The 25,943-nt window shown below is 72.3% G+C and carries 27 protein-coding genes; 16 read left to right on the plus strand and 11 right to left on the minus strand.

Annotated features, from left to right (window positions below):
• The 11 genes from NS184_RS03000 to NS184_RS03055 all read left to right on the plus strand — a co-directional run.
• The coding region (locus tag NS184_RS03000) for a flagellar basal body rod protein FlgC (RefSeq protein WP_058724665.1) at positions 1-320 on the plus strand (320 nt) is incomplete at its 5' end.
• Positions 320-676 (plus strand): flagellar hook-basal body complex protein FliE, encoded by a 357-nt coding sequence (gene fliE, locus NS184_RS03005; RefSeq protein WP_058724666.1) that lies wholly within the window; start codon positions 320-322, stop codon positions 674-676. The genes NS184_RS03000 and fliE, both read left to right, overlap by 1 nt.
• Positions 676-2,337 carry a flagellar basal-body MS-ring/collar protein FliF gene (fliF, locus tag NS184_RS03010; protein ID WP_058724667.1) on the plus strand — a complete coding sequence of 554 codons (1,662 nt, stop codon included), beginning with the start codon at positions 676-678 and terminating at the stop codon, positions 2,335-2,337. The genes fliE and fliF overlap by 1 nt, the downstream gene beginning before the upstream one ends.
• Positions 2,334-3,398: a flagellar motor switch protein FliG gene (gene fliG, locus NS184_RS03015; RefSeq protein ID WP_083513406.1), complete on the plus strand. Its 1,065-nt coding sequence runs from the start codon at positions 2,334-2,336 to the stop codon at positions 3,396-3,398. Before fliF ends, fliG begins: the two co-directional genes overlap by 4 nt.
• A 16-nt stretch (positions 3,399-3,414) precedes the next feature.
• Positions 3,415-4,026, plus strand: coding sequence for a hypothetical protein (locus NS184_RS03020; protein WP_058724668.1), 612 nt, complete (start codon positions 3,415-3,417; stop codon positions 4,024-4,026).
• Positions 4,023-5,360, plus strand: coding sequence for a FliI/YscN family ATPase (locus NS184_RS03025; protein WP_058724669.1), 1,338 nt, complete (start codon positions 4,023-4,025; stop codon positions 5,358-5,360). The genes NS184_RS03020 and NS184_RS03025 overlap by 4 nt, the downstream gene beginning before the upstream one ends.
• Positions 5,360-5,791: a flagellar FliJ family protein gene (locus NS184_RS03030; protein WP_058724670.1), complete on the plus strand. Its 432-nt coding sequence runs from the start codon at positions 5,360-5,362 to the stop codon at positions 5,789-5,791. The genes NS184_RS03025 and NS184_RS03030 overlap by 1 nt, the downstream gene beginning before the upstream one ends.
• Positions 5,788-6,546, plus strand: a complete 759-nt coding sequence (locus NS184_RS03035; protein ID WP_083513407.1) for a C40 family peptidase — start codon at positions 5,788-5,790, stop codon at positions 6,544-6,546. Before NS184_RS03030 ends, NS184_RS03035 begins: the two co-directional genes overlap by 4 nt.
• Complete coding sequence (locus NS184_RS17690) at positions 6,543-8,165, plus strand: flagellar hook-length control protein FliK (RefSeq protein WP_152998031.1); 1,623 nt, start codon at positions 6,543-6,545, stop codon at positions 8,163-8,165. Before NS184_RS03035 ends, NS184_RS17690 begins: the two co-directional genes overlap by 4 nt.
• Before the next feature lie 24 nt (positions 8,166-8,189).
• A complete protein-coding gene (locus tag NS184_RS03050; RefSeq protein ID WP_058724674.1) occupies positions 8,190-8,624 on the plus strand; it encodes a flagellar hook assembly protein FlgD in 435 nt (144 codons plus the stop codon).
• A gap of 50 nt (positions 8,625-8,674) precedes the next feature.
• Positions 8,675-9,850, plus strand: coding sequence for a flagellar hook protein FlgE (locus NS184_RS03055; protein WP_058724675.1), 1,176 nt, complete (start codon positions 8,675-8,677; stop codon positions 9,848-9,850).
• A 113-nt stretch (positions 9,851-9,963) separates the two neighbouring features.
• Here NS184_RS03055 and NS184_RS03060 read toward each other — a convergent pair whose 3' ends face one another.
• The 7 genes from NS184_RS03060 to NS184_RS03090 form a co-directional block, all read right to left on the minus strand.
• A complete protein-coding gene (locus NS184_RS03060) occupies positions 9,964-10,545 on the minus strand; it encodes a GNAT family N-acetyltransferase (protein ID WP_058724676.1) in 582 nt (193 codons plus the stop codon).
• Positions 10,542-10,982: a hypothetical protein gene (locus NS184_RS03065; RefSeq protein ID WP_152998032.1), complete on the minus strand. Its 441-nt coding sequence runs from the start codon at positions 10,980-10,982 to the stop codon at positions 10,542-10,544. Before NS184_RS03065 ends, NS184_RS03060 begins: the two co-directional genes overlap by 4 nt.
• Before the next feature lie 114 nt (positions 10,983-11,096).
• Positions 11,097-11,336 carry a PLDc N-terminal domain-containing protein gene (locus NS184_RS03070; RefSeq protein ID WP_058724678.1) on the minus strand — a complete coding sequence of 80 codons (240 nt, stop codon included), beginning with the start codon at positions 11,334-11,336 and terminating at the stop codon, positions 11,097-11,099.
• A gap of 39 nt (positions 11,337-11,375) precedes the next feature.
• Positions 11,376-11,873, minus strand: a complete 498-nt coding sequence (locus NS184_RS03075; RefSeq protein WP_058724679.1) for a hypothetical protein — start codon at positions 11,871-11,873, stop codon at positions 11,376-11,378.
• Between the two features lie 28 nt (positions 11,874-11,901).
• The gene (locus NS184_RS03080) at positions 11,902-12,513 is read right to left on the minus strand and encodes a GrpB family protein (RefSeq protein WP_193750378.1); all 612 of its coding nucleotides are present in this window, start codon (positions 12,511-12,513) and stop codon (positions 11,902-11,904) included.
• A 2-nt stretch (positions 12,514-12,515) separates the two neighbouring features.
• Entirely contained in the window at positions 12,516-12,974 is a 459-nt protein-coding gene (locus NS184_RS03085; protein ID WP_058724681.1) for an HIT family protein, read from the minus strand.
• Between the two features lie 66 nt (positions 12,975-13,040).
• Complete coding sequence (locus NS184_RS03090) at positions 13,041-14,477, minus strand: helix-turn-helix transcriptional regulator (protein WP_058724682.1); 1,437 nt, start codon at positions 14,475-14,477, stop codon at positions 13,041-13,043.
• Between the two features lie 123 nt (positions 14,478-14,600).
• Between NS184_RS03090 and NS184_RS03095 the strand changes: the two genes are divergently transcribed.
• Both NS184_RS03095 and NS184_RS03100 read left to right on the plus strand, forming a co-directional pair.
• Positions 14,601-16,601: a phosphoenolpyruvate carboxykinase (GTP) gene (locus NS184_RS03095; protein ID WP_242862954.1), complete on the plus strand. Its 2,001-nt coding sequence runs from the start codon at positions 14,601-14,603 to the stop codon at positions 16,599-16,601.
• A complete protein-coding gene (locus tag NS184_RS03100; RefSeq protein WP_058724683.1) occupies positions 16,598-18,094 on the plus strand; it encodes a glyceraldehyde-3-phosphate dehydrogenase in 1,497 nt (498 codons plus the stop codon). Before NS184_RS03095 ends, NS184_RS03100 begins: the two co-directional genes overlap by 4 nt.
• A 128-nt stretch (positions 18,095-18,222) precedes the next feature.
• Here NS184_RS03100 and mgrA read toward each other — a convergent pair whose 3' ends face one another.
• From mgrA to NS184_RS03120, 4 genes are all read right to left on the minus strand, one after another.
• Positions 18,223-19,266, minus strand: a complete 1,044-nt coding sequence (mgrA, locus tag NS184_RS03105; protein WP_058724684.1) for an L-glyceraldehyde 3-phosphate reductase — start codon at positions 19,264-19,266, stop codon at positions 18,223-18,225.
• A gap of 137 nt (positions 19,267-19,403) precedes the next feature.
• Entirely contained in the window at positions 19,404-19,823 is a 420-nt protein-coding gene (locus NS184_RS03110) for a VOC family protein (protein WP_058724685.1), read from the minus strand.
• An 82-nt stretch (positions 19,824-19,905) separates the two neighbouring features.
• On the minus strand, positions 19,906-22,197 hold the full coding sequence (katG, locus tag NS184_RS03115; RefSeq protein WP_058724686.1) for a catalase/peroxidase HPI: 2,292 nt from the start codon (positions 22,195-22,197) through the stop codon (positions 19,906-19,908).
• 12 nt (positions 22,198-22,209) lie between these two features.
• Positions 22,210-22,674 (minus strand): DUF2231 domain-containing protein, encoded by a 465-nt coding sequence (locus NS184_RS03120; RefSeq protein ID WP_058724687.1) that lies wholly within the window; start codon positions 22,672-22,674, stop codon positions 22,210-22,212.
• A gap of 160 nt (positions 22,675-22,834) precedes the next feature.
• On the opposite strand from NS184_RS03120, the gene NS184_RS03125 reads away from it, so the two are divergent.
• From NS184_RS03125 to NS184_RS03135, 3 genes are all read left to right on the plus strand, one after another.
• Complete coding sequence (locus NS184_RS03125; RefSeq protein WP_058724688.1) at positions 22,835-23,566, plus strand: VIT1/CCC1 transporter family protein; 732 nt, start codon at positions 22,835-22,837, stop codon at positions 23,564-23,566.
• A gap of 141 nt (positions 23,567-23,707) precedes the next feature.
• The gene (locus NS184_RS03130; RefSeq protein WP_058724689.1) at positions 23,708-24,388 is read left to right on the plus strand and encodes a response regulator transcription factor; all 681 of its coding nucleotides are present in this window, start codon (positions 23,708-23,710) and stop codon (positions 24,386-24,388) included.
• A 31-nt stretch (positions 24,389-24,419) separates the two neighbouring features.
• Complete coding sequence (locus NS184_RS03135) at positions 24,420-25,778, plus strand: sensor histidine kinase (RefSeq protein ID WP_058724690.1); 1,359 nt, start codon at positions 24,420-24,422, stop codon at positions 25,776-25,778.
• The last annotated feature ends 165 nt before the right edge of the window (positions 25,779-25,943 follow it).

Raw genomic sequence — 25,943 nt, forward strand, 5'->3', positions numbered from 1 at the left:
ACAACATCGCCAACGTCAACACCGTGCGGTCCATGGACGACTCCGCATTCCAGGCCCGTTACGTCGAGGTCCAGGAGGGTGCCGGCGTCTCCGGCGCCTACGTGAAGGGCGCCGCGTTCGGCAGCGCCGCCGGTCGTGTGACCTACGACCCGGACAACCCGCTCGCGAACGCCGAGGGCTACGTCCGGATGCCGGACATCGACCTCGGGACGCAGATGGCGGACCTCATCATGGCCCAGCGCGGCTACCAGGCGAACGCCGCCGTGGTCGACCGTGCCAAGACCGCCTACGAGGCGGCACTGCAGATCGGGAAGAACTGATGCCCATCGACGCCGTGAACGGTGTGACCACCAACGCGATGACCCGTGCCTTCGCCGGCGCGACCGACGCCGCGACCGGCGCCGGTGCCGTCGGCGCGACCGGGGTCGGGACGACCACCGCGACCGGCACGTCCGGCGACGGCTTCGCCGCGAGCCTCGGGAACGCGGTCGACGGCCTCCAGCAGCTGCAGAGCGACTCGAAGACGCTCGCGCTCAAGGCCGTCACCGGCAACCTCGACGACATCCACGACGCCACGATCGCCGCCACCCGCGCGCAGGTCACGCTCGAGCTCGTCGCGGCCGTCCGCAACAAGGGCGTCGACGCCTTCAATGAGATCATGAGGATGCAGGCCTGATGCCCGTCGCCGTCAAGAACGTCTGGGCGCGCCTCGCCGCCTACGTCAAGGGGTTCAGCGCTGCCCAGCGCACCATCGCGATCCTCGTCGTCGCCGCGCTCGTGCTCGGCGGCATCGCGCTCGCCAGCTGGCTCGGCAAGGCGTCCTACGCGCCGCTCTTCACCGGCCTCGCAGCGGCGGACGCCGCGAGCGTCACCGACCAGCTCACCACCGACGGCGTGCCGTACCAGCTCACCGACGGCGGGGCGACGATCCTCGTGCCGCAGGGCTCCGTGTACTCCGAGCGGCTCAAGGCCGCGGCGAACGGCCTCCCGTCGTCCAACGAGGGCGGCTACTCGCTCCTCGACCAGATGGGCGTGACGAGCTCCGAGTTCCAGCAGAACGTCACCTACAAGCGCGCGATCGAGGGCGAGCTCGCGAAGACGATCCAGGCGATGGACGGCGTGCAGACCGCCTCGGTGCAGCTCGCGATCCCGGAGAAGACCGTGTTCGTCTCGGAGGAGAAGGACCCGACGGCGTCGGTGTTCATCGCCACGAAGAACGGCGCGCAGCTCAGCTCCGACCAGGTGCAGGCGATCGTGCACCTGACGAGCGCCGCGGTCGAGGGCATGCAGCCGACCGACGTGTCCGTCGTTGACTCGAAGGGGCAGACCCTCTCGGCCGTCGGCACGGGCGCAGCCGGGAGCGGGACCGACCAGGCGGCCGACTACGACCAGGCGACGAGCAAGAAGATCCAGGACCTCCTCGACACGACCCTCGGCGCGGGCAACGCGACCGTCGTCGTGTCGGCGACGATGAACCAGAACACCGGCACGAAGACCTCGGAGTCGTTCGCCGCGCCGACGAGCGGCCCGGTCGCCCTGAACGAGTCGAGCACGACCGAGCAGTACGGCGCCGGCTCGGGTGCGGGCGGTGCGGGGGCCACCGGCGTCCTCGGCCCGGACAACATCGCGGTCCCGAACGGCACCGCGAGCAGCGGCACCGGCAACGACTACAAGAACGAGTCCGCGACGAAGAACAACGCCGTCGACCACACGACCGAGACGACGCAGATCCCGGCCGGGGCACTGGAGAACCAGTCGATCTCCGTCGCGCTGAACTCGAAGGCCGCGAGCGTGCAGAACGCGAACCTGCAGAGCATCAACGACCTCGTGTCCCGGGCCGCCGGCGTCGACACGAACCGCGGGGACAAGGTCGCCGTCGCGATGATGGACTTCGACACGACCGCCGCCGCGCAGGCCGCCGCCGCGCTCAAGGCGCAGCAGCAGGCCGACCAGCAGGCCTCGCTCTGGGCGACGATCCGGACCGCGGGCATCGTCATCGGCAGCCTCCTCGCGCTCATCGCGGTCATGTGGGTGATCGCCCGACGCGCCCGGCGTCAGGAGCGCGAGGCCGTCGATCTCGGCGAGCTCGACGCGTTCGCGGGGGAGACGTTCCAGCTGCCCCTCGCGGTGGACGAGCCTGACGCCCTCCGCGCCGGCGACGCCCCGACCGTCGCGCTGCCGACGCTGCCCGTCGACGACGCGCCGACCGAGCTCCTCACCACCGAGGACATCAGCGCCGAGCGTCGCCGCCAGGAGATCCAGTCCCTCGCCGAACGCGACCCGAAGCGGACCGCCGACCTCCTCCGCGGCCTGCTCGACGACCGGGCGTCGGTGTGAGCGCCCTCGTCCCGAGCCCCGGCGGACCCGGCGGCAGCGGCCCGAGCGGGGGCGACCGTCAGCTGACCGGCGCGCAGAAGGTCGCGCTCATCCTCATGCAGATGGAGACCGACCGCGCCGCCGAGGTCATGAAGCAGTTCACCGAGCTCGAGGCCGAGGAGATCTCCGCCGAGATCGTGCGGATGCGTCGCGTCGACGACACCGTCGTCGACCGCACGATGACCGAGTTCCACCGCATGACCCAGAGCGGCCGCATGCAGAAGCGCGGCGGCAAGGAGACCGCGATGGGGCTCCTCGAGGCCTCGTTCGGAGCCGAGCGCGCCGCCGGTGTGATGGACCGGCTGGCGTCGAACCTCGCTGGGCAGTCGTTCGACTTCCTCGACGACGCCGAGCCCGGCCAGGTCGTCACCCTGCTCGAGGGCGAACTGCCGCAGACCATCGCGCTCGTCCTCGCCCACCTGAAGCCCGGGCAGGCGAGCGCTGTGCTCGCCGGGGTCGACGAGCGCGCCCGGACCGACGTCGCGCAGGCGTTCGCCACCATGGGGTCCGCCACCCCGGAGGCCGTCGGGATCGTCGCCGGGGTGCTCCGGCAGCGCGCCGGTGCCGTGGTGTCGCCCCGCGAGAGCGTCGAGGTCGTCGGTGGCATCGCGCCGCTCGTCGAGATCATCAACCGCTCGGACGTCGCGACCGAGAAGGCGGTGCTCGACGGCCTCGAGGCACGCGATCCCGAGCTGGCCGAGGACATCCGGTCCCGGATGCTCACCTTCGAGGACATCGTCAAGCTCGAGGCACGGGACATCCAGCAGGTGCTCCGCGGCATCGACTCGAAGATCCTCGCGACCGCCATGAAGGGTGCTGCCGGTCCGGTCGTCGAGACCATCCGCGCCAACGTGTCCGAGCGCAACCGCGAGCTCCTGGACGACGAGCTGCAGGCGATGGGTCCGATCCGCGTGTCCCAGGTCGAGGAGGCCCGCGCCGAGGTCGTCCGTTCGGTCCGCGAACTCGAGGCCCAGGGCGTCATCACCGTCCACCGTGCCGAGGAGGACGAGCTCGTTGACTGACCAGACCGTCCGGCGCATGACGTTCCCGGTCCTCGGCGCCGACGCTGTCCCCACCGCCGATCCGGCGGCCGAGGTGCGCGGGCACGCTGCAGGCTACGCAGCCGGACTCCGTGCCGCGCAGGCCGAGACCGCCGCACTGCACGTCCGGCTGCAGGCCGAGCACGACCAGCGCCTCGCGTCGCTCACCGCCGACACCGTCCGGCGTGTCGCCGTGCTCGACGCCGCGACGAACGCCCTGCTCTCGCAGGTCGTGCCGGTCCTCCGCGACGCCGAGGCGTCGCTCGCGGACGCGGCCCTGGACCTGGCCGAGGCGGTCGTGGGGTACGCGATCCGTGCCTCCAGGCCGACGGACACCACCGACGACGGCCGGGAGGCACCGTGCGCGTCCGGCGCCGAGGCCACCGTCCTGCGGGCGCTCGCCTCGGTCGACGCGACGGTCGCGCTGCGTGTGCGGGTGAGCGTCGCCGACGCAGAGCGGATCGCCGACCTGGACACGGTCGTCCCCGTCGTCGGCGACGCGTCGCTCTCCGACGGCGACGCCGTCGTCGACCTGCCGGACGGGCTGCTCGATGCCCGCATCGGTGCCGCGCTCGACCGCGCCCGCGGGGCCCTGGGCGGTGCCCGGTGACCGCGACGATCCTCCGACCGCGGCTCCTCGACGACGCCGTCGCCCAGGCACGGCCCGTGCGGCAGGGCGTCGTGACGAGCGCCGTCGGGCTCGGTCTCACGGTCGCGGGGCTCGACGCCCACGTCGGCGAGGTCGTCCTCGTCGGTGCGGAGGGGGCACCGCAGACGGCCGTCGAGGTCGTCGCCGCCGACCCGTCCGGTGTGCGGTGCATGCCGCTCGGTCGGCTCGTCGGGGTCACCGCCGGCACACCCGTCCGACCAACCGGTCGCCCCGTGCTGGTCCCGACCGGCGCCGGGCTGTTCGGGCGGGTGCTCGACGGGCTCGGTCGCCCGATCGACGGCCGCGGACCACTCCACTCCGACGCCCTGGTGCCGCTCGACCACCCGACGCCGAACGCCATGGGGCGCGCCCGCATCGACACGCCGATGCAGCTCGGCGTCCGCGTGCTCGACACCCTGACCACCGTCGGTCGCGGGCAGCGCATGGGCCTGTTCGCGGGCTCGGGCGTGGGCAAGTCCTCGCTGCTGTCGATGATCGCGCGGGGGAGCGACGCGACCGTCAACGTCATCGCCCTCGTCGGGGAGCGCGGCCGCGAGGTGCGCGAGTTCCTCGAGGACGACCTCGGGGCGGAGGGGCTCGCCCGGTCCATCGTCGTCGTGTCGACCTCCGACGAGCCCGCCCTCATGCGCCTCCGCGCGGCGTTCGTCGCCACGCGGATCGCCGAGTCGTTCCGCGACGCAGGCCAGGACGTCGTGCTCATGATGGACTCGCTCACCCGGGTCGCCATGGCCCAGCGGGAGATCGGCCTGTCGGTCGGGGAGCCGCCGGCCACCCGGGGCTACCCGCCGTCGACGTTCTCGGTGCTCGCCGGACTGCTCGAGCGTGCCGGCACCGACCGCATCGGGAGCGTCACCGGGCTCTACACCGTGCTCGTGGACGGCGACGACCACAACGAGCCGATCGCCGACGCCGCCCGCAGCATCCTCGACGGGCACGTCGTCCTCGACCGCAAGCTCGCCGTCACCGGCCACTTCCCGTCGGTCGACGCGCTCGGCTCGGTGTCACGGGTGGCCTCGAAGGTGACGTCGCGCCAGCAGCGGGACGCCGTGACCGCGCTCCGGACGGTGATGGCAGCCCGCCGTGCCGCGCAGGACCTGCTCGACGTCGGCGCCTACCAGCGCGGGACGAACCCGCTCGTGGACGCCGCGGTCGACCACCAGGACGCGATCGACGCGTTCCTCCGGCAGGGCATGGACGAGCGGATCACAGCGGCCGCGTCGTGGGACGCCCTCGGCTCCCTGGTCCGCATGCTCGGTGTCGGGGGTGGAGCCTGATGGCCAGGAAGTTCCCGCTCGCCGGGCTCCTCCGACTCCGGCACGCCGAACAGGACCGTGCCGCCGCCGGACTCGCCGCCGCGAACGAACGGCTCCGCGACGCCGCCGACGCCCGGGTCGCCGCCCGCCGCTCCCTCGCCGACCAGGCCGACGCGCAGCCCGTGCACGACGCCGCGACCCTCAGCGCGGTCGCCGCGGCCCGGGCCGCCACGCGCGGGATGCTCGAGGAGCTCGACGCCGTGGTGCAGAGCCGCCGCGCCGACGCCGACCGCGCCCAGGACGCGTACAACACCGCACGCCGGTCCGCCCTCGGGCTCGAGAAGCTCGAGGAGCAGCACACCGTCGCGGCCACGGCGGAGGAACTCCGCACCGAACAGAACGCCCTCGACGAGATCGCGGCACGGAGCCGCACGGAAGGTGGTGCCCGATGAGCGTGGACGCCGTGCTCTCCCGGATCTCCGAGATCCAGGGCCAGATCGACGCCCTGCGGACGGGGACGGTCGACACGACCTCGTCGGCCGGCTCCGCCACGTCCGCTGACGCGTCGACCGCGTTCGCCGACGCCCTCGCCACCGCGAACGACACGGGCACGGGATCGACCACCGGCGCTGCCGGTCTCACCGCTGCCGCCGGGCTCGCGGGGGCGAAGCCCGCCACCTCGGTCGACGCCGGGAAGGGCACGGTCGCCACCGGCAGCGGCGCGACCGGGGCGGACGTCGTCGCGGACGCGAAGAAGTACCTCGGCGTCCCGTACGTGTTCGGCGGGACGACGACCGCCGGTATGGACTGCTCCGGCCTCGTGCAGACCGTCTTCAAGGACCTCGGCGTCACCATGCCGCGGGTCGTGCCGGACCAGGCGGACATGGGCGTCCCGGTCGGGTCGCTCAAGGACGCGCAGCCCGGCGACCTCATCGTGCCCAAGGGCGAACAGCACATCGTGATCTACGTCGGCGACGGCAAGGTCCTGCACGCGCCCCGTCCGGGCAAGGACGTCCGGATCGTGGACAACTGGTACTCCGATGCCGACATCGCGACCATCCGCCGCATCGTGCCGTCCGCGCAGGACGCCGCCCGGACGGCCGCGGTCGGCAGCGCCGGTGCCGCCGGATCGGGCACCGCGGGGTCCGGCACGGACCTCCAGACCGCCGCGCTGATGGCCCTGATGCAGTCCGGGAGCGCCGCATGAGCACGATGATCGCCACCACCGCACCCACGTCGGCTCCGGCCGACCGGACGGCACCGGCTCGTCCTGGCGACGGGGGAGCAGCGTTCGGGGTCGTCCTCGCCGGGTCGCAGGTCGGAGCGGGAGCGGGAGCGGGCGCTCGGTCCGGGCGCCACGACACCTCGGAGGCAGCACCGGGCCACGGACCGACGACCACCACGCTGCAGCGCCGTGGTCACGACGGGCTCGACGCCGAGGGGTCCTCCACCGCCGCCTCGTCCGCCCACGGAGCGACCGGTGCGGACGGCGTGCCGGCCGTGGACGCTGCTGCCGTCGCCGCGGACGCGACCGGTACGACGACTCCGGTCCCCGCGAGCAGCGCGTCCGCCGCCGGCGCGGTGCCGTTCGCCGTCTCGGCGGCCGGGGTGGTGCTCGCGACCACGACCACGAGTGCTCCCGCGACGACCCCGGCCGTCCCCGCCACGGACGGGCAGGCCGCCGTCGGCACCGCCGCAGCCACCGACGGGGCCGCGGCCGACCAGCCGAGCGGGGGACCGCTGGCATCCTCGACCCCCGCCGGTGTGACCGCCGCGGTCTCGACCCCCACGAGCGGCAGGCCGTCCGGCACCGCCACGGCCGTGGCCCGCGCCGGTGCGCCGCTGCACGACGCCACGTCGACACCGACGCCCGTCACCGCTGCGGGTCCGGCCACGACGGCCCCGGGCACGTCGGCCGCGGACGCTCCGTCGGGGACCGGCACCGCACGGACCACCGCCCCGACAGCCGTCACCTCGTCGCCCGTGGCAGCCACCCCGTCGCCGGCGAGGGCCCCCGCGACCACGACGCTGGGACCGGCGGCCGCGCCCCCGGCCGTGGCCGACCCCGTCGCCGCCGCGTCCGCCACCGCCACCGTTGCCGCGACGCCACCCGCAGCGGAGGCCGCGACCGCCGTGCCGACGGCGCCGCCGCAGCCCGGGTCGACGAATGCCGCCGGCGGCTCCACCGGCCCGGCCGCCGCCGTCGCTGCGGCGACCGCGACCAGCACACACACCGGTGCGGACGAGCGCGGCACCGGGACGGACCGGCGGCCGAGTGCCGGAGCCGCGCCGAGCCTCCAGGCCGTCGACGGTGCAGGCACCGGAGTGGGACCGACGGCGTTCCCGACCCCGACGACCATCGGGTCGACGGCGACGACGCCCCCCGGAGCCGCGACGGTGAACGCCGCCCCCGCGACCTTCACCCAGCAACTCTCGCGGCCCGTGTTCTCGCTCGCGCACGCGGGGCCCGGCGAGCACGTCATCACCGTGCAGGTGACGCCGGACGCGCTCGGGCCCGTCACCGTGCGCGCCCACGTGACCGCGCACAGCATGCACGTCGAGCTCTTCGCGCCGTCCGACGCCGGACGCGAGGCCGTCCGCCAGGTCCTGCCGGACCTCCGACGCGACGCCGCGGGCACCGGGCTGTCGACGACGCTCGACCTGTCCTCGCAGAACCACCCGGACTCCGCCCCGGGGCGCGACGAGCGCCCGGCACCCGGCCCGCAGGTGCTCCGCGACGACCGGGAGGCACGACCCGTGCCCGCAACGCTCCCCCCTCCGTCAACGACCATCGTCCGCACCGCGGGCCTCGACGTCCTCGCCTGAGCGACGGCACGAAAGGACCACACCATGCCCCTCGACGGCATCTCCGGCTCGGTCGACCAGGCCACGCAGGCCGCGGCCCTCGCCGCGAACCAGACGTCCTCCCGGTCGCAGACGATGGACTCCGAGGTGTTCATGAAGCTGCTCGTCACACAGCTCCGGAACCAGGATCCGTCCTCGCCGATGGACACCAACCAGATGATCAGCCAGCAGACGCAGCTCGCGATGATGGAGCAGATCACGAACCAGACCACGACGGCGAACGAGAACTTCTCGCTGCAGATGCGGATCGCCGCCGCGAACCTCGTCGGGAAGCAGGTCAGTTACACCGACGCGACGTCCGGCAAGTCGATCACGGGGACGGCCACCGCAGTGTCCTACGCGCAGAGCGTGCCGACCGTGACCGTGGACGGGAAGGAGGTCGATCTCGACGTGATCTCCGGGATCAAGACCACCTCCTGACCGTCCTCCTCCTTCTTCTTCTTCGTCTTCCGTTCTGAAAGGGACACACCATGCTCCGCTCGCTCTACTCCGGGATCTCCGGCCTCCGCTCCCACCAGGAGATGCTCGACGTCACGGGCAACAACATCGCCAACGTCAACACGGTCGGCTTCAAGTCGTCGTCGACGGTCTTCCAGGACACCCTGTCGCAGATGACCCAGGGTGCCGGCGGGCCGCAGACCGGCATCGGCGGCACCAACCCCGCGCAGATCGGCCTCGGTGTGCAGGTCGCCGGAGTGTCCACGAACTTCGCCCAGGGGTCCGCGCAGGCCACCGGCAAGGCCACCGATCTCATGATCTCCGGCGACGGCTTCTTCGTCACCCGCCTCGGGAACGACACTGTCTACACCCGCGCCGGCGCGTTCGACTTCGACGCCGACGGCCGACTGGTCTCCTCGGACGGCAAGATCGTCCAGGGCTACCCGGCCGTGAACGGTGTCGTCAACGCCAACGGCCAGCTCGGCGACATCACGCTCCCGCTCGACGCAGCCGCACCCGCGGTCCGCACGACCACGGCGGCCCTCACGGGCAACCTGCCGTCGGACACCGCCGTCGGTGACACCGTCACCCGCGACGCCACCGTCTACGACGCGTCCGGTGCGAAGCACACGATGTCGATCGCGTACCAGCGCACCGCCGCGGGCTGGGACGTCACCGCCACGAACGGGCAGGGCGCCACCGCCACCTCGTCGATCACGTTCGGCGCGGACGGCAAGGTCGCGTCCGGTGGCAGCCTCACCGTCGGTGGCATCGCGGTCGACATGTCGGACCTCACCGGGTTCGCGACGCTGAACACCGCCACCATCTCGTCGCAGAACGGCCACGAGGCCGGGTCACTCCAGGGCTACTCGATCTCGAAGGACGGCACCGTCACGGGCACGTTCTCGAACGGGGCGTCGCTCGCCCTCAGCCGGATCGCCCTCGCGACGTTCGCGAACCCGGCGGGTCTCGAGAAGACCGGCGCCTCGGGCTACCGTGCGACGGCGAACTCCGGCCAGGCGTCGATCGGCGGCCCGGGCTCCGCCGGCGTCGGCTCGCTCGCGGCCGGGACGCTCGAGATGTCGAACGTCGACCTGTCGCAGGAGTTCACGAACCTCATCGTGGCGCAGCGCGGGTTCCAGGCGAACGCCCGAATCATCACGACCTCGGACGAGGTGCTGCAGGAGCTGACGAACCTGAAGCGTTGAGGCGCCTGAGCATCTGCCACGTCGTGACGCGGGGGTCCTGCCGGAGTCGGCAGGACCCCCTCGTCACGACGGCTGTCCTGCAGCGGCCGACCACGACCGTGGGATCCGCGTCGCTACGGCTGCGGAACCCACTCTCGTGCGAGTGCCGACATGACGACCTCGTCGTGGAAGCGGCCATCGTGGAACGTGGCGTCGCGGCGGACGCCTTCCTCCTGGTAGCCCACCCTGCGGTACACCGCTCGCGCCCGGTCGTTGAACGCGTGCACCCGCACCTCGATCCGGTTCAGCCCCATCTCACGGAACCCGTACCCGGTCAGGAGCCGGACCGCGTCCGTCCCGTGACCGACGCCCACGTGCTCACTCCCGATCATCACGGCCAGTGTCGCTGCCCGGGTCGGGAGCTCCGCCCCGAAGAGGGTCACGTGGCCGAGGAGCTCGTCGGACGCCCGGTCGACGACCGAGAAGCCCACCTCGCCGCTGCGCTCACCCCTGCTCCATCCACGGAACATCTCGCCGACGGACTCGGCAGGCCTCGGACGCACGATGAGCTGCTGCAGCACCGCCCACTCCGGATCGCGCCACCAACGGATCAGGTCCGGGAGGTCGTCGTCCTCAAGTGCTCGCAAGCGGACCCGCTCGCCTTCGAGCACCGTCGAGCCGTAGCGCTGGGCGTCATCGACACCGGACCAGGTCATCGTGCAGTTCGGTCCTCGCCGAGCACCGTCCGCCACGCCGTCGTCAGCGCGGCGTACTCGTCGTCCGTGATGAGGTCGCGCACGCCGGTCGCGAGCACCGCGGACCGGACCGCTTCCTCGGCCCCGGCGCGGTCCCGCAGGTGGGCGTCCGAGTGCCGCACCGCGCGTCCGGCCTGCTGGGCCGCCTCGATCTCCTCGGCACGACCCGCAGCGCCGGCGGCGTCGAGCGCGTGCTGCCAGGCGGCGAGGAGGTCGGCGTTCGTGACCATGCGCCCGTCCGCGCCGCCCTGGATGGCGAGCGACGCGCTCGGTTCGGGCACCACGATCCGCTCGTCGGCCTTCCAGGTGACGTCGAGTGACTCTGCCTCGTCGGCCGTGAGCCGCCCGGCGCGGTCGATCATCGCCTGCAGGTCAGGGTTGCTGGTGTCGTCCGACACGGTGTCCTCTCCGACCGACGCGCTCGCGTGGTCCGGTCCATCCTGCCGGGTGCCGGTCACGCCGTGCCCAGGGGCTGCACAAGTGCGGGGCGAGGGCAGACGCGTCTCGTTCGCCTACCGAGGCGGACGCACACCGGGCTCGGTTCGTCGACCCACGCCGAGCCAGGCCACCGCACCCAGGACGGGCACCAGGACGATCAGCGCTGCCCACGCGAAGGCGAGCCACGGTGACAGGCGTCGAGCGGCCCGGCTCAGCGACACCGACGCGACGACGGCGAGCGCCACGGTGATGACCGCCACGACGGACCACACGAGGTCGTACGTTGCCGGGACCAGGGGATTGCTCGTCTCCATGGGGGAACGGTAGCGCAGCGACGTCCTCGGCGTGTCCGTTCAGGCCTGGAACCAGGCGCCGCGCACCCGCTCGATCTGCTCGTCGACCGTCATGCCCGTGACGTCGAGGACGAGGTCCACGGCCGGCGGGACGGCGGTCATCCGGTGGAGCAGGTCGAACTCCTCGTCCGTGATGAAGACCGGACGGGTCGCTGCTCGATCGCGAGCTTCGTCGACGGAGACGGCCAGGTGGACGATGAAGCACCCCGGCAGGTGTTCGCGGTACACGGGCAGGACCTCCGCGGTGACGACGTCGGAGGCGGTGACGTCGAAGCCCGCCGCGCCGAGGTTCCGCGCCAGCGCCGCGGTGTTCCGGGCAGCCAGCTCGTGCTGCGCCGTCCCCTCCGGTCCGGACCACGGCGTCGCAGCACCGGCGACGACGAGCTGACGGACGTCGTCGCCGTCGATGTACGCGGCACGCTCCCGTTCAGCGGCGAGCGCCCGCGCGCACGTCGTCTTCCCGACGGCAGGGCCGCCGGTGAGGATCAGTGGCCGCACAGTCGCGTCCTTCCGTGACTCCGAGCGCTCACGATCTCGGACGCGGGTCGTGGGCGTGCTCCGGGTCGGCGGCGAACGCCCGCTCGTAGATGTCGTACACGACGGCGGCCTTGGCGTCGTTGTAGCGGAGTCCGTCCTCGCCCCGCACAGCACGCGCCTTCGCCTCGGCGTAGACCTGCCGGTCCTCGGGGTGGTCGCACAACCACGCCACGAAGAGCCGGTGACGCTGCGGCTCGACCGCACCCGGCCCCCAGACGTGGAGGTTCGTGTTCGGCTCGCCGAGGGTGAGCTGCCGGTGCGGGTCCCCGGCGATCGCGTCCCGGAAGAGGAGGCGGAACCCGACGGCTTCGAGCGGCGGTAGCCATGCGTCCTCGTCGCGGAGGTCGGGCACGAGCAGGTCGACGTCGATGACCGGCTTCGCAGTCATGCCGGGTACGGCAGTGGAGCCGACGTGCTGGATGCGCTGCTCGGCGCCGAGCGCATCCCTGACGAGGTCCCGTACGAGGTCGTACGCCTCGGGCCACCGCGGGTCGTACGGCTGCGGGGGGCCGGGTTCGGTCTGTCGGACGGCGACGCGCTCCGACTGCCGCGCGGCGTTGCTGCCCGCGGCGAACGGCCGCCAGAGGGGGTGCAGGGGCACGATCACGTCCACGATGGGTCCGGCTGTGTCAGCGGTCCGTCGATGCACCGGCGGAGGCCGTCGCGTTCGTCGTCGTCGAGCGGCGCGAGCGGGTACCGGGTCAGGTCCTCGCGGAACTCGTAGCCGTCGCCGTCCTGGCGCGGGATGACGTGCAGGTGCGCGTGCGGCACGCCCTGGTCTGCGCTGGCACCGTTGGACATGAGGAGGTTCGTCCCCGTCGTCACGCCACCGAACACCGCTCGTACCGCCCGGTCCGCCCGCTGCGCCAGGAGCGCGACCTCCACGACCTCCTCCTCGGTGAGCGAGGCGAGGTCCTCGGCGTGCCGTCGGGGGAGGACGAGGACGTGTCCGCGGTTGATCGGCTGGCGGTCGAGCACGACGAGCGTGCGGTCGCCGCCCCCGACGACGTCGAACGAACCGGCAGCGATGTTGCGGCAGAAGGTGCAGTCGGCTCCGACCATGGCTGCGACGGTACCGGCCGGGAGGCTCGGGTCGGCCCCGACGCGCGGCCCGCCGCCGGCACGGCGTCAGTCGGCGTGCGCCTCGAGGAACCGGTACACCTCGCCGTCGTCCACCCCGGGGAACCGGCCGGTCGGCAGGGGAGCGAGGACGTGCTCCCCGAGCTTCGCGCTCGGCCACGCGACGTCCTTCCACTTCGCTTCGAGGGGTGCGGGTGGCCGGCGGCAGCACGACGGGTCGGGACAGTTCGACTGCCGCCGGACGGTCGTGTCGCGCCCCCGGAACCACTGTGCGTGCGCGAACGGCGTGCCGAGCGTGATCGAGAACTCGTCGTCGTCGGTGCCGGTCTGCACGCTGCACCAGTACGTGCCGTTCGGCGTGTCCGTGTACTGGTAGTGCTCCCGGGAGCGGTTGCGGTCCTCGAACGCCGTCCGGGACGCCCACTTCGCACACACGACCTGCCCGACGATCCCGCCGTCGGTGTCGGTGGGGAACGTGATGCCGTCGTTCTCGTAGCCCTTGACGATCGCACCCGACCGGCGGACCCGGACGAAGTGCACGGGGAGGTCGAGGAAGCGGGTGGCCAGCGTCGTGAACCGGTGGGCAGCCGTCTCGTGGGTGACGCCGAACGCGTCACGGAAGTCCTCGAGCGCGATGTCCCGGCGGGACTTCGCCTGCTGCAGGAACGGCACGGCGGCGTCCCGCGGGACGAGACATGCCGCCGCGAACGCCGTGATCTCGATGCGCTGCCGCAGGAACTCGGCGTAGTCCGCCGGCGGTCGGTGCCCGAGCACCACGTGCGCGAGCGCCTGCAGCGCCAGGCTCCGCAGGCCCCGACCACCCGGCGTCGCGGCGGGCGGCAGGTAGATGACGCCGTGCTCGCGGTCGGTGATCGTGCGCGATGACGCAGGCAGGTCGTCGGCGTGCACGAGCCGGTACCCGAGCTTCGATGCCAGCGCCGCGACCGTGTGGTGCATGAGCGGCCCCGGCGGACGCTCGACCGTGGCGAGCAGATCGGCGGCCTGGTCCTCGATGTCCTCGTAGTAGTTGTCGGACGACTGGCCCTGCAGCCGCAGGGCGATCATCGCCTCCCGACCGGCGGCCTGCGTCACGGCGGACTCCTGCACACGCCGCTCCAACGCCTCGTGCAGCGCGACGACGCTGGCGAGGACGTCGTCGGGCAGACTCCTCCGCACGTCGATGCGGGGCAGGTCGAGCCGGGCCGCGAGCGGTGCGTCCTGGTACGCGGCGAGTGCGAGCTCCAACCGCGCCCGCTCGGTCGGCGGCGTCGACGAGGTGAGGGTGGACACCGGGACGTCGAGTGCCGCCGCGATCCTCGTGAGCACGGAGACCTTCGGCTCGCGGAGCCCGTTCTCGATCATCGAGAGACGGCTCGGTGCGAGGTCGGTGGCGCGACCGAGGACGTCGAGGGTCATCCCGCGGGTCGTGCGCACGTGGCGGATCCACTGCCCGAGCAGTCGTTGGGAGCCGTCGTCGTGGGACATGTCGTCACTCTTCCTGGAGTGTGAAGAACTGCCGTTCTTCTCCGTCTGGCCGCGAGCATAGCGCGTCGACCGGCCCGCATGCTGGGGAGCACGACCACCGTAGGGCTCGACGAGGAGACCAGCATGACGATGACCGTCCCGACCAGTGACCGCCGCTTCGGCGACGCCGAGACCGGCCCGATCCCGACCGCGACCGTCCACCGGCACGCGTACCCACCGGTGCGGCCGTGCCCCAGCGCGGAGGTGCCCGACGGTGCACACCGGCACGGGCTGGCGAACCGCGAGCTCGCCGACTGGGTCGTCCGAACGGCGCTCCTGACCCGACCGGACCAGGTCGTCTGGTGCGACGGCTCCGAGGCGGAGTGGACCCGTTTGACCGACCGTATGGTGGAAGAAGGCGCACTCATCCGCCTCGACCCGGGCCTCCGACCGGACAGCTTCCTGGCCCGGAGCGCACCGGACGACGTCGCCCGGATGGAAGACCGGACCTTCATCTGCACGAGCGACCCGGCCGACGCGGGGCCGACGAACAACTGGCGCGAACCGCGGTCGATGCACGCCGAGCTCGACGGCCTGTTCGCGGAGTCCATGCGCGGCCGGACGATGTACGTCGTGCCGTACTCGATGGGTCCGGTCGGCGGTGCGATCTCGCAGCTCGGCGTGCAGGTCACCGACTCCGCGTACGCCGCGGTCTCGCTCGCGCTGATGGCCCGCGTGGGCGACGATGCGCTCGAGCGCATCGGACCCGACACGGAATGGGTCGCGGGCGTGCACAGCGTCGGGTACCCGCTCCGCAACGCCGACGGCACTCGGCGGCCGGACGTCGCGTGGCCGAGCAACCCGACGAAGTACGTCTCGCACTTCCCGGAGGAGCGAGCGATCTGGTCGTTCGGCTCGGGCTACGGCGGCAACGCGCTGCTGTCGAAGAAGTGCTTCGCGCTCCGGATCGGGTCGACGATAGCCCGCGACGAGGGCTGGCTCGCCGAGCACATGCTCCTGCTCAAGCTCACGGACCCGGCCGGCCGGGCGTTCCACCTCGCGGCTGCGTTCCCGAGTGCCTGCGGCAAGACCAACCTCGCGATGCTGCAGCCCACCCTGCCGGGCTGGCGCGTCGAGACGATCGGGGACGACATCGCCTGGCTGCGACCGGGCCCGGACGGACGGCTCTCCGCGATCAACCCGGAAGCCGGCATCTTCGGCGTGGCGCCCGGGACCTCGATCGCGACGAACCCGGTCGCGGTGGACACGATGCGCAAGCGGACGATCTTCACGAACGTCGCCCTGACCGAGGACGGCGACGTCTGGTGGGAGGGCCTGACCGACGAGCCGCCGGCGCACCTCATCGACTGGCGTGGTGAGCACTGGACACCGGCGACGGGCACTCCCGCGGCGCACCCGAACGCCCGCTTCACGAGCCCGATCGAGCAGTGCCGGACCCTCGCGGACGACTGGTACGAGCAGGACGGCGTCCCCGTCGACGCGATCCTGTTCGGCGGTCGTCGTGCGACGAACGTGCCGCTCGTCGTCGAGACGGAGAGCTGGGCGCACGGCGTCTTCGCCGGTGCGACGGTGTCGAGCGAACGCACCGCCGCGCAGGAGGGCACGGTCGGGGAACTCCGCCGCGACCCGTTCGGCATGCTGCCCTTCGTCGGGTACGACATGGGTGCGTACTGGCAGCACTGGCTCGACGTCGGCGACGCGCTCGGCGCGGGCGCTCCGAGGATCTTCCAGGTGAACTGGTTCCGGAAGGGCGAGGACGGCGCGTTCCTCTGGCCCGGCTTCGGGGAGAACGCCCGCGTGCTCGCGTGGATCGCGGACCGGGTCGCGAACCCGGACGCGCCGACCACGCGCTCGACGCCACTCGGCGCGGTGCCGGCGGCGGGTGCGCTCGACGTCGACGGTCTCGAGCTGTCGGGGACGAGCCTCCAGGCCCTCTTCGACGTCGACCCCGTCAGCTGGCTCGACGAGACGGACCGGACCGAGGAGTTCTTCGAGTCGCTCGGCGCGACCGTCCCCGCCGCGGTGTGGGCGGAGCTCCGAAGCCTGCGGGCGCGGCTCGAGGCGGCGGCAGCCGTTCCGGCAGCAGCTGAGCGCGACCCGGCGCGCCTCGGGGTCGCCGCGTGAACCGCGCCCGCACCGACCGGGTCCTGGACGAGTGGGTCGACCGGGCGTCGGTCGCCGCCGCGATGGTCCCGATCGTCGACGGACTCCACCGACGACACGGCGTCGTGACGACGATCCACGGGCGCCGTCTCGTCGGGCGATCGGTGCACGAGATCCTCAAGCTGCACCGGTTCGCGCGGCACGTGGACGGCGTCGAGCTGTCGCCGCACGAGGTCCTGCCGGTCCTGCACGCGCTGACGACGCTCGACCTCGGTCCGTCGGTGGTCGACGTCGCCGTCTGCAACGCGGGCTTCCGAGGACAGGACGCGCTCGAGCTCGAGGACCACCTCCGGCTCGTCCTCGCCGAAGCCGTGGGCACCGGCCAGTACGCGGCTCCGCCGCGCGACGTCGTCATCCACGGCTTCGGGCGCATCGGCCGGCTCGTCGCGCGGATCCTCCTGGCACGGTCGGGAGGCGCGTACGGGCTCCGCCTCCGCGCGGTCGTCCTGCGCTCCACGGGTCCGGAGGACCTGGTCAAGCGGGCGAGCCTGTTGCGTCGGGACTCCGTGCACGGACCCTTCGACGGCACGATCACCGTCGACCAGGAGGGGCAGACGATCACGGCGAACGGGACCGTCATCCGGTTCATCGCCGCGGCCTCGCCGTCCGACGTCGACTACACCGCGTACGGCATCGAGGACGCGATCGTCGTCGACAGCACCGGGGTCCGGACCGATCGGGCGTCGCTGTCGGAGCACCTCGCAGCACCCGGTGTGTCCCGCGTGCTGCTGACCGCTCCCGCCTCCGGTGACGTGCCCAACGTCGTGCACGGGGTGAACGACCAGGCGATCGGGGACGAGCCGGTCGTCGCCGCGGCGTCGTGCACGACGAACGCGATCACGCCGGTGCTCGCCGCGCTCGAGACCGAGTACGGCATCACGCACGGGCACGTGGAGACGGTCCACTCGTTCACCAACGACCAGAACCTCACCGACAACCACCACCCCGGGCCCCGACGCGGTCGGTCCGCGGCGCTCAACATGGTGCCGACGAAGACCGGGGCCGCGAAGGCTGTGGCGAAGGCGTACCCGCCCCTGGCGGGGAAGCTCACCGGGAGTGCGATCCGGGTCCCGACGCCGGACGTGTCGATCGCGGTCCTGACGTTGACGCTCGGTCGCGGCGTGACCCTGGAGGAGCTCAACGCGTACCTCCGTGAGGTCTCGCTGCGCTCGGCGCTCCGCCGCCAGGTCGACTACGTGGAGTCGCCCGAGGTCGTGTCGAGCGACTTCCTCGGGTCGCGGAAGGCCGGGGTGGTCGACGGCCTGGCGACCATCGCGGACGGCGGCGGGCAGGTCGTGGTCTACGTCTGGTACGACAACGAGTACGGGTACAGCCGGCAGGTCGTCCGGGTGCTCGAGACGATGAGCGGTCACCGGGCACTGACGCTCCCCGCGGCGCGGTCGGCGTCGGTGTCGGGGACGTCGGCTGCGGTGCCCGTCGCGCTCCCGGTCTGAGTCGCCGTCGAACCACAGGACCGACATCGAACCAGGTCCTGCCCCTGGTTCGACGTCGGTTCCGTGGTCCGGTTCACCTCCACCGCGCCGCACCACACCGCACCGCACCGCACCGGGCGCGTCGCGCCTCAGCTCACCTGGCCCGACCGCGCACCGGACCACAGGTCGACGTCGAGCACGCCGACGGAGTGCTCGTCGATCGCCCGGAGCTCGTCGTCCGTGAAGGTCAGGTTGCCGAGCGCCGCGACGTTCTGCTCGAGCTGCTCCACCCGCGATGCTCCGATCACGAGCGAGGTCACCCGCTCGTCGCGCAGCGCCCACGCGAGCGCGAGCTGTGCGAGACTCTGACCGCGCGCGGCCGCGAGGTCGTCGAGTGCCCGCAGGTGGTCGACGACCTCCGGGGTCAGCGACCCGGCGTCGAGCGACTTGCCGGCCGCCGCGCGCGAGTCCTCCGGCACCCCGTCGAGGTACCGTCCCGTGAGCAGCCCCTGCGCGAGCGCGGTGAAGCCGATGACGCCGAACCCGAGTTCGCCGGCGGCGTCGAGGAGCCCCTCGTCCTCGATCCACCGGTTGAGCATCGAGTAGGACGGCTGGTGGATGAGGAGCGGGGTGCCGAGGTCCCGGAGGATCGCCTCGGCCTGCCGGGAGCGTTCGGCGTCGTAGGACGAGATCCCGACGTACAGCGCCTTGCCCTGCTGGACGGCGGTGTGCAGCGCGCCCATGGTCTCCTCGAGCGGCGTCGAGGCGTCGAGGCGGTGCGAGTAGAAGACGTCGACGTAGTCGAGGCCCATCCGCTGGAGCGACTGGTCGAGCGAGGCGAGGACGTACTTCCGTGAGCCGCCACCCTGCCCGTAGGGCCCCGGCCACATGTCCCACCCGGCCTTCGTCGAGATGACCATCTCGTCGCGGTAGGGCCGGAAGTCCTCGCGCATGAGCCGACCGAAGTTCACCTCGGCGGCGCCGTAGGGCGGGCCGTAGTTGTTCGCGAGGTCGTGGTGCGTGATGCCGAGGTCGAACGCGCGGCGGCTGATCGCCCGCTGCGTCTCGAACGGCTTGTCGTCGCCGAAGTTGTGCCAGTACCCGAGCGAGAGCAGGGGCAGGTCGAGGCCGGACCGTCCGGTCCGGCGGTAGGGCATGGAGTCGTAGCGGTCGTCCGCCGCGGTGTAGGACATGGCTCCGAGCCTACGGACACGGCGCGGTCCGCGTCGCGTCCCACCGCGGGACGGACGGAACGCCTTGGGCGTGCCCACCATCGGACGGGAGGCCCGTGGCGGCGCCGCCACGGGCCTCCCGTCCGGCGGGCACCGCGTCAGCCGAGCTGGGTGGTGGTCGCGTTGACCAGCCAGGTCGTGCCGAAGCGGTCGGTCAGCATGCCGAAGGTGTCACCCCACGGGGCCTGCGTGAACGGCTCGATGATCGTCGCGCCCTCGGACAGGCCCTGCCACCAGCGGGTCAGTGCCTCGACCTCGTCGCCGCTCAGGGCCACCGAGATGCTGCTGCCGGGGTCGACCGGGTGGTCGGCGGGGGCGTCCGAGGCCATCAGGACGAGGCCGTTCCCGATGTCGAGCTGGCCGTGCATCACCTTGTCGGCGTCGTCCGGAGCCACGTCGGCACCCATCTCCCGGAAGGTGCCGATCCGGAGGTCCCCGCCGAACACCGAGTGGTAGAACTCGAGCGCCTGACGGGCCGAGTCGCGGAACCCCAGGTAGGGGTTGAGGTGGACGGTCATGGTGGTCTCCTTCGAACCGCGCGGACGACGACGCCCGCTCCGCCACCATGGTGACAGAGCGGGCGCCGCGTCCGGAAGGGTGTCAGGCGGCCATCGGGCCGTACCGCTTCGCTCCCTTGACGTCGTACCGGTCGAGCATCATGAGCTTGTCCCACGCGGCGACGAAGTCCCGCACGAACCGCTCCTGCCCGTCGCTGCCGGCGTAGACGTCGACGATCGACCGCAGCTGTGCGTTCGACCCGAACACGAGGTCGTGCCGGGACGCCGTCCACCGCTGCTCGCCCGTCGCCTGGACGGTACCGGCGAAGACCGTCTCGCTGTCGTCGGTCTTCGTCCACACCAGGTCGGTGTCGGTCAGGTTGACGAACCAGTCCGTCGTGAGCGTGCCGACCCGGTGCGTCAGGACGCCGACGTCGGATCCGTCCCAGTTCGTGCCGAGGGCCCGGAGGCCACCGGTCAGGACGGTCCACTCGGGCGCGGTCAGCGTCATCAGGTTCGCCCGGTCGAGGAACACCTGCTCGAGCGCGACGCCCGGGGCGAACTGCTCGAACCGCTCGGAGCGGAAGTTCCGGAAGCCGTCCGCGATCGGCCGGAGCCACTCGAACATCTCGATGTCGGTGAGCTCCTGCGTGGTGTCCACCCGACCGGGCGTGAACGGCACGGTGACCTCGATGCCGGCGTCGCGCGCGGCGTCCTCGACCCCGACGCAGCCCGCGAGCACGACGAGGTCGGCGAGCGACACCGACGGGTGCTGCTCCTTGATCCGCTGGAGTGCCTCGACCACCGGTACCGTCCGGCCGTTCACCGCCCAGTCCTTCTGCGGGGACAGGGCGATCCGGCCGCCGTTCGCACCGCCGCGCTTGTCGCTGTCCCGGTAGGTCGACGCGGCCGAGTAGGCGGTGAACACGAGGTCGGAGGCGCTGATCCCGGCGGAGCGGACCGCGGCCTTCAGCGCCTCGACGTCCGCGTCGCCGATCGGGGCGCCCTCGGCGTCGGGCAGGGGGTCCTGCCAGAGGAGGTCGTCCTGGATCGTGACCTCGGGGCCGAGGTACCGGTACCTCGGCCCCATGTCACGGTGGGTGAGCTTGTACCAGGCCTTCGAGAACGCCAGCGTGAAGGTGTCGAAGTCGGCGAGGAACTTCTCGCACACCTTCCGGTACTCCGGGTCGACCTTCAGCGCGATGTCCGACGTCATCATCATCAGGGCGTGGTCCTTGCCGGGCACGTGGGCGTCGGGCGTGCGCGGCGCGTCCGGGTCCTTCGGCGTCCACTGCAGCGCGCCGGCCGGGCTCTTCGTCTGCTCCCACTCGTGCCCGAACAGGTTCTCGAGGTAGCTGTTGTCCCAGCGGGTCGGGTCCTGGGTCCAGCTGCCCTCGATGCCGTTCGTCGAGGTGTACTCGGCGTTGCCGGTCCCGACCGGGTTGTGCCACCCGAGGCCCATCTGCTCGATCGGAGCGAGCTCGGGGGAGGGACCGATCTCGGTCGCCGCCACCTGCCCGTGGCTCTTGCCGAACGCGTGGCCACCGGCGATGAGGGCGACGGTCTCCTCGTCGTTCATCGCCATCCGCGTGAAGGTGATCCGGATGTCCCGCGCGGAGCCCATCGGGTCGCCGTTCGCGTACGGCCCCTCGGGGTTGACGTAGATGAGGGCCTGGTGCGAGGCGGCGAGCGGGCTCTGCAGGTCGTAGTCCTCGTCGCCGTTCTGCCCGTGCCACCGCTCGTCACGGGAGACCATCTCATCCATGCTGTGCACCTCGTGCGGGTTCCACACCTCCGGCCCCCACCACGTGCCGTCGTCCGGCTCCCACGCGTCGAGGCGACCGCCCGCGAACCCGTAGGTCGGCAGGCCCATCAGCTCGAGTGAGCAGTTCCCGGTCAGGACCATGAGGTCGGCCCAGCTCAGGGCGTTCCCGTACTTGTGCTTGATCGGCTGCAGCAGGCGGCGCGACTTGTCGGTGTTGCCGTTGTCCCACCAGCTCCCGATCGGCGCGAACCGCTGCATCGCGGTGCCGGCGCCCCCGCGGCCGTCCGCGATCCGGTAGGTGCCTGCAGCGTGCCAGGCCATGCGGATCATCTGGGGGCCGTAGTTGCCGTAGTCGGCCGGCCACCAGTCGACGCTCGTGGTGAGCAGGGTCTTGATGTCCCGCTTGAGCTCCTCGAGGTCGATCGTCGCGAAGGCCGCCGCGTAGTCGAAGTCCGCGCCGAGCGGGTCTGCGTCCACCCCGTTCCGGTGCAGCGCGTCGACGCGGAGCCGCTGGGGGTACCAGTGCTCGAGCGTCGGCGACTGCCCGAACGCCCCACCGAGGTGGTCACCGCCCGCCGGTAGCGATCCGCCCATGTGGTAGCTGCAGGTGTTCGTCTCGTCGTGTTCCATCGATCTTGTTCCCTATCCCTTCCAGACGGACACGGCCCCTGCGTGTCCGATGACGACGACCTCGATGAGCGAGCCGATGCCGGCTGCGATCAGGAGGACCGGTCCCACGATGCCGACGACGCGGACGAGTCCGCTGCTGTCGACCCGTGTGACACCGAAGCGCTGCCACGCCCACCAGAGGGTGAGCAGCGCGAAGACCGCGACGGACCACGGCAGCAGTCCGTCGGCGAGGTGCGTGTGGCGCTCGAGCAGCGCGGTCTCCTTCTCGTGCTCCTCCAGCCACTCGCCCGACTGGGTCGCGAGCGGCACCGACACGAGTGCGACGAGTCCGATGACCGGCGCGCCGACCGCGAGCCACCGTCGTGCCGCGGGCCAGGCGGCGACCGCGATGGCCGTCAGCGCGGCGACCGGTACGGCGACGGAGGTGAGGTGGACGAACAGTGGGTGGAGCGGGATGCCCCCGTACTGCCAGTTCATCGAGAGCCCTTCCAGGTTCCGCGCCGAGCGGCCTCGGCGTCCACCGACAACTGAACCCGCTCGACGGGCCGCCCGCCCGTCCCCAGGCCGGTCACCGCACTCGGACATCGTTCGAAAACACACACGAACGCGTCGCTCACCGCGTGGTTGTCTGGCCGGCGTGACCGACACCGGAACCGACACCGAACACCACGACGGCGAGCCGCACGCCGGCGGCCTGTCCTCGAAGCTCAACTGGCTCCGCGCCGCGGTGCTCGGTGCCAACGACGGCATCGTCTCCACCGCCTCGATCGTCGTGGGCGTCGCGGGCGCGTCGACCTCCGTGCCGGCGATCGCCACCGCGGGGGTCGCGGCACTCGTCGGCGGCGCGGTGTCGATGGCACTCGGCGAGTACGTCTCGGTGAGCAGCCAGAGCGACAGCCAGAAGGCGCTCATCGAGAAGGAGCGCAAGGAGCTCGCGGACGACCCGGAGACCGAGCTCGAGGAACTGACACGCCTGTGGGAGGCCCGCGGCCTGCAGCGCTCCACGGCCGAGCGGGTCGCCACCGAGCTCACCGACCGCGACGCCCTCGCGGCACACCTGTCGACCGAACTCGGGATCGACGAGGACGAGGTGGTCAGTCCGTGGCACGCGGCTTTCGCCTCCGCCGCGTCCTTCTCGGTCGGTGCGCTCCTCCCGCTCCTGGCGATCCTCCTGCCGCCGGACGGCGCCCGCATCCCGGTCACGTTCGTCGTCGTGCTCCTCGCGCTCGCCCTCACCGGCGCGACGAGCGCGCGGATCGGCGGCGGTTCCGTCCCGCGTGCCACCGTCCGCGTCGTGGTCGGCGGCGCGATCGCCCTCGCCGCCACGTTCGTCATCGGTTCGCTGCTCGGGACGACGGGCGTCGCCTGACCTGCGCACCCGCGGTGACCGCCTGGAGGCCCGGAGCCGGTCCGCCGGGCCGGCACCGGGCCTCCAGGCGGTCGCCTCCGGACGACCCGCCCAGCGCGACGGCCGTCGGATGCGGCACGATGTGGGTGGAAGGGACGGTGCATGGCGGAGATCCTGGTGGTCGAGGACGACCCGGAGATGGGTGCGCTGGTCGAACGCGGGCTGCGTGACGAGGGGCACGCGGTCACGCTCGTCACCGACGGGGTCGCGGCGCTCGTCGCGGCACGGTCCGGTGCGTTCGACGCGGCGGCGATCGACGTCATGCTGCCCGAGATGACCGGGTTCGAGGTGTGCCGTCGTCTGCGGGAGATGGGGCAGGACTTCCCGGTCGTGCTCGTCACCGCCCGGGACGCCGTCGACGACCGGGTGTTCGGGCTCGACTCCGGAGCCGACGACTACCTCACGAAGCCGTTCGCGATCGCGGAGCTCAACGCCCGCATCCGCGCGCACCTCCGCCGCCGTGCCGCCGGTACGCCGACCGTGGTCGAGGCAGGTGGCGTGCGGCTCGACACCGTGGCCGTCCGCGCCACCGTCCGCGGCCGCGACCTGCCGCTGAGCGTGAAGGAGTTCTCCCTGCTGCGGTTCCTCGTGCAGGGCGCCGGGCAGACCCGGTCGCGCAGCGAGGTGCTCGACGAGGTCTGGGGGAGCGCCGAGCACTTCGACCCGACGATCGTCGACCAGTACGTCAGCTACGTGCGGAAGAAGCTGCAGGCCGCCGACGCCGACGTGGTGATCCGCACCGTGCGCGGGGTCGGGTACGCACTCGACGTCGTGGCCTCGTGACGGCCTCGGTCGTCGTGGCGGGCGTGTCGTCGTGAGGCTGCTGCGTCGCCTGTCGATCCGGGCGCGGATCACGCTCGGGAGCGTGCTCGTCGGCGCGGTCGTCCTCGTCGCGAGCGCCGTCGCGCTGCACCTGCAGATCGACCGCGCGTCGCTCGAGACCGACCGCTCCCTGGCGATGAGCGACGCGGCGCCGTTCGTCGCGGACCTCCGGTCGAACCCGGGGGAGGCGCCCGACCGGCCGACCGAGGGACTGCTCATCGGCATCCGGTCATCGTCGGGGGACTGGGTACTCGACCGGCTCCCGGACGGCCTGCGCGATGCCCTGCCCCGGTCGGTGGAGCACGAGACCACGCTCCGGCTCGACGTGCACGGCCACCGGAACACCGTCGTCGGGATCCCCGTCCGCAACGACACCGGCTCGTACGTCGTCTGGGCCGCACAGGACGGTCGGGCAGGACACGAGACCCTGGAGCGCGTCGACCGGTCGCTCGTCGTCGGAACCCTCCTCGCCCTCGTCGCCTTCGGCGGGACGGCGTGGCTGCTCTCCACCCTGGCGCTCCGACCGGTCGGACGGATGCGGCGGACAGCCGAGGCCATCAGCGCCGGGTCCTCTGACGCCCACCTGCCGGTGGGCCGGACCGACGACGAGCTGGCCGGCCTCGCCCGCACCCTGAACGCCTTCCTCGACCGGCAGCGCGAGAACGCCGAGCGCGAGCGGCGGATGGTCTCGGACGCGAGTCACGAACTCCGGACGCCGCTCGCCGCGCTCACCGCACGCCTGGAGCTCGCCCACCGGTCCTCCGGAGACGCGGCGGCCCTGGAACGGGAGCTGACCGCAGCCGAGTCGGACGCCGCACGGCTCGTCGCGCTCGCGAACACGATGCTCGAGCTGAGCCGCCTCGACGAAGACGGGCCGACGCCGTCCACCCCGGCGTCCGAGCTGGTGTCGGAGCTCATGGCGTCGATCGACCGAGCCCGGGCGATCGATGCGATGGGTCCCCGTGACGTCGACTTCACCGCAGACATCGAGGAGCCCGAGGCTCGCTACGGTCTGGCACCGGCTGCCTTCGCCCGCGTGGTCGACAACCTCGTGTCCAACGCGATCGCGGCGGGCGCCGACGGCGGTGTGGTCCGGGTCGGCCTCCGGCAGGACTCGGACCGCACGCTCGTCCTCACCGTCGCGGACGACGGCCCGGGCGTCCCGGAGGCCTTCCTGCCGCAGGCCTTCGACCGGTTCACGCGGGCGGACGAGTCCCGGACGGCACTCGGTGGGAGCGGCCTCGGACTCGCCCTGGTCCGAGGCATCGCCGAACGCGCAGGCGGCACGGCGGCGCTCGAGAACGGCGTCGACGGGGGAGCGGTCGCGACCGTCCGGCTGCCGCGGCGCTGAGAGCTGCGCCACACGTGGTCGGCGCGGCTGGCCTTCACTCGAGATCTCGAACGAAGCACCGGGTCCGTTCCGGGTTCGCTCATGGTTCCGATGCAGATGCTGGGTGTCACCCGATCAGCTGCTGGAGAGGACCACGACGATGATCGACACCGCCGGCCCCGCCAC

This window comes from Curtobacterium luteum (assembly GCF_001475545.1).
Classification (GTDB): Bacteria; Actinomycetota; Actinomycetes; order Actinomycetales; family Microbacteriaceae; genus Curtobacterium; species Curtobacterium luteum_A.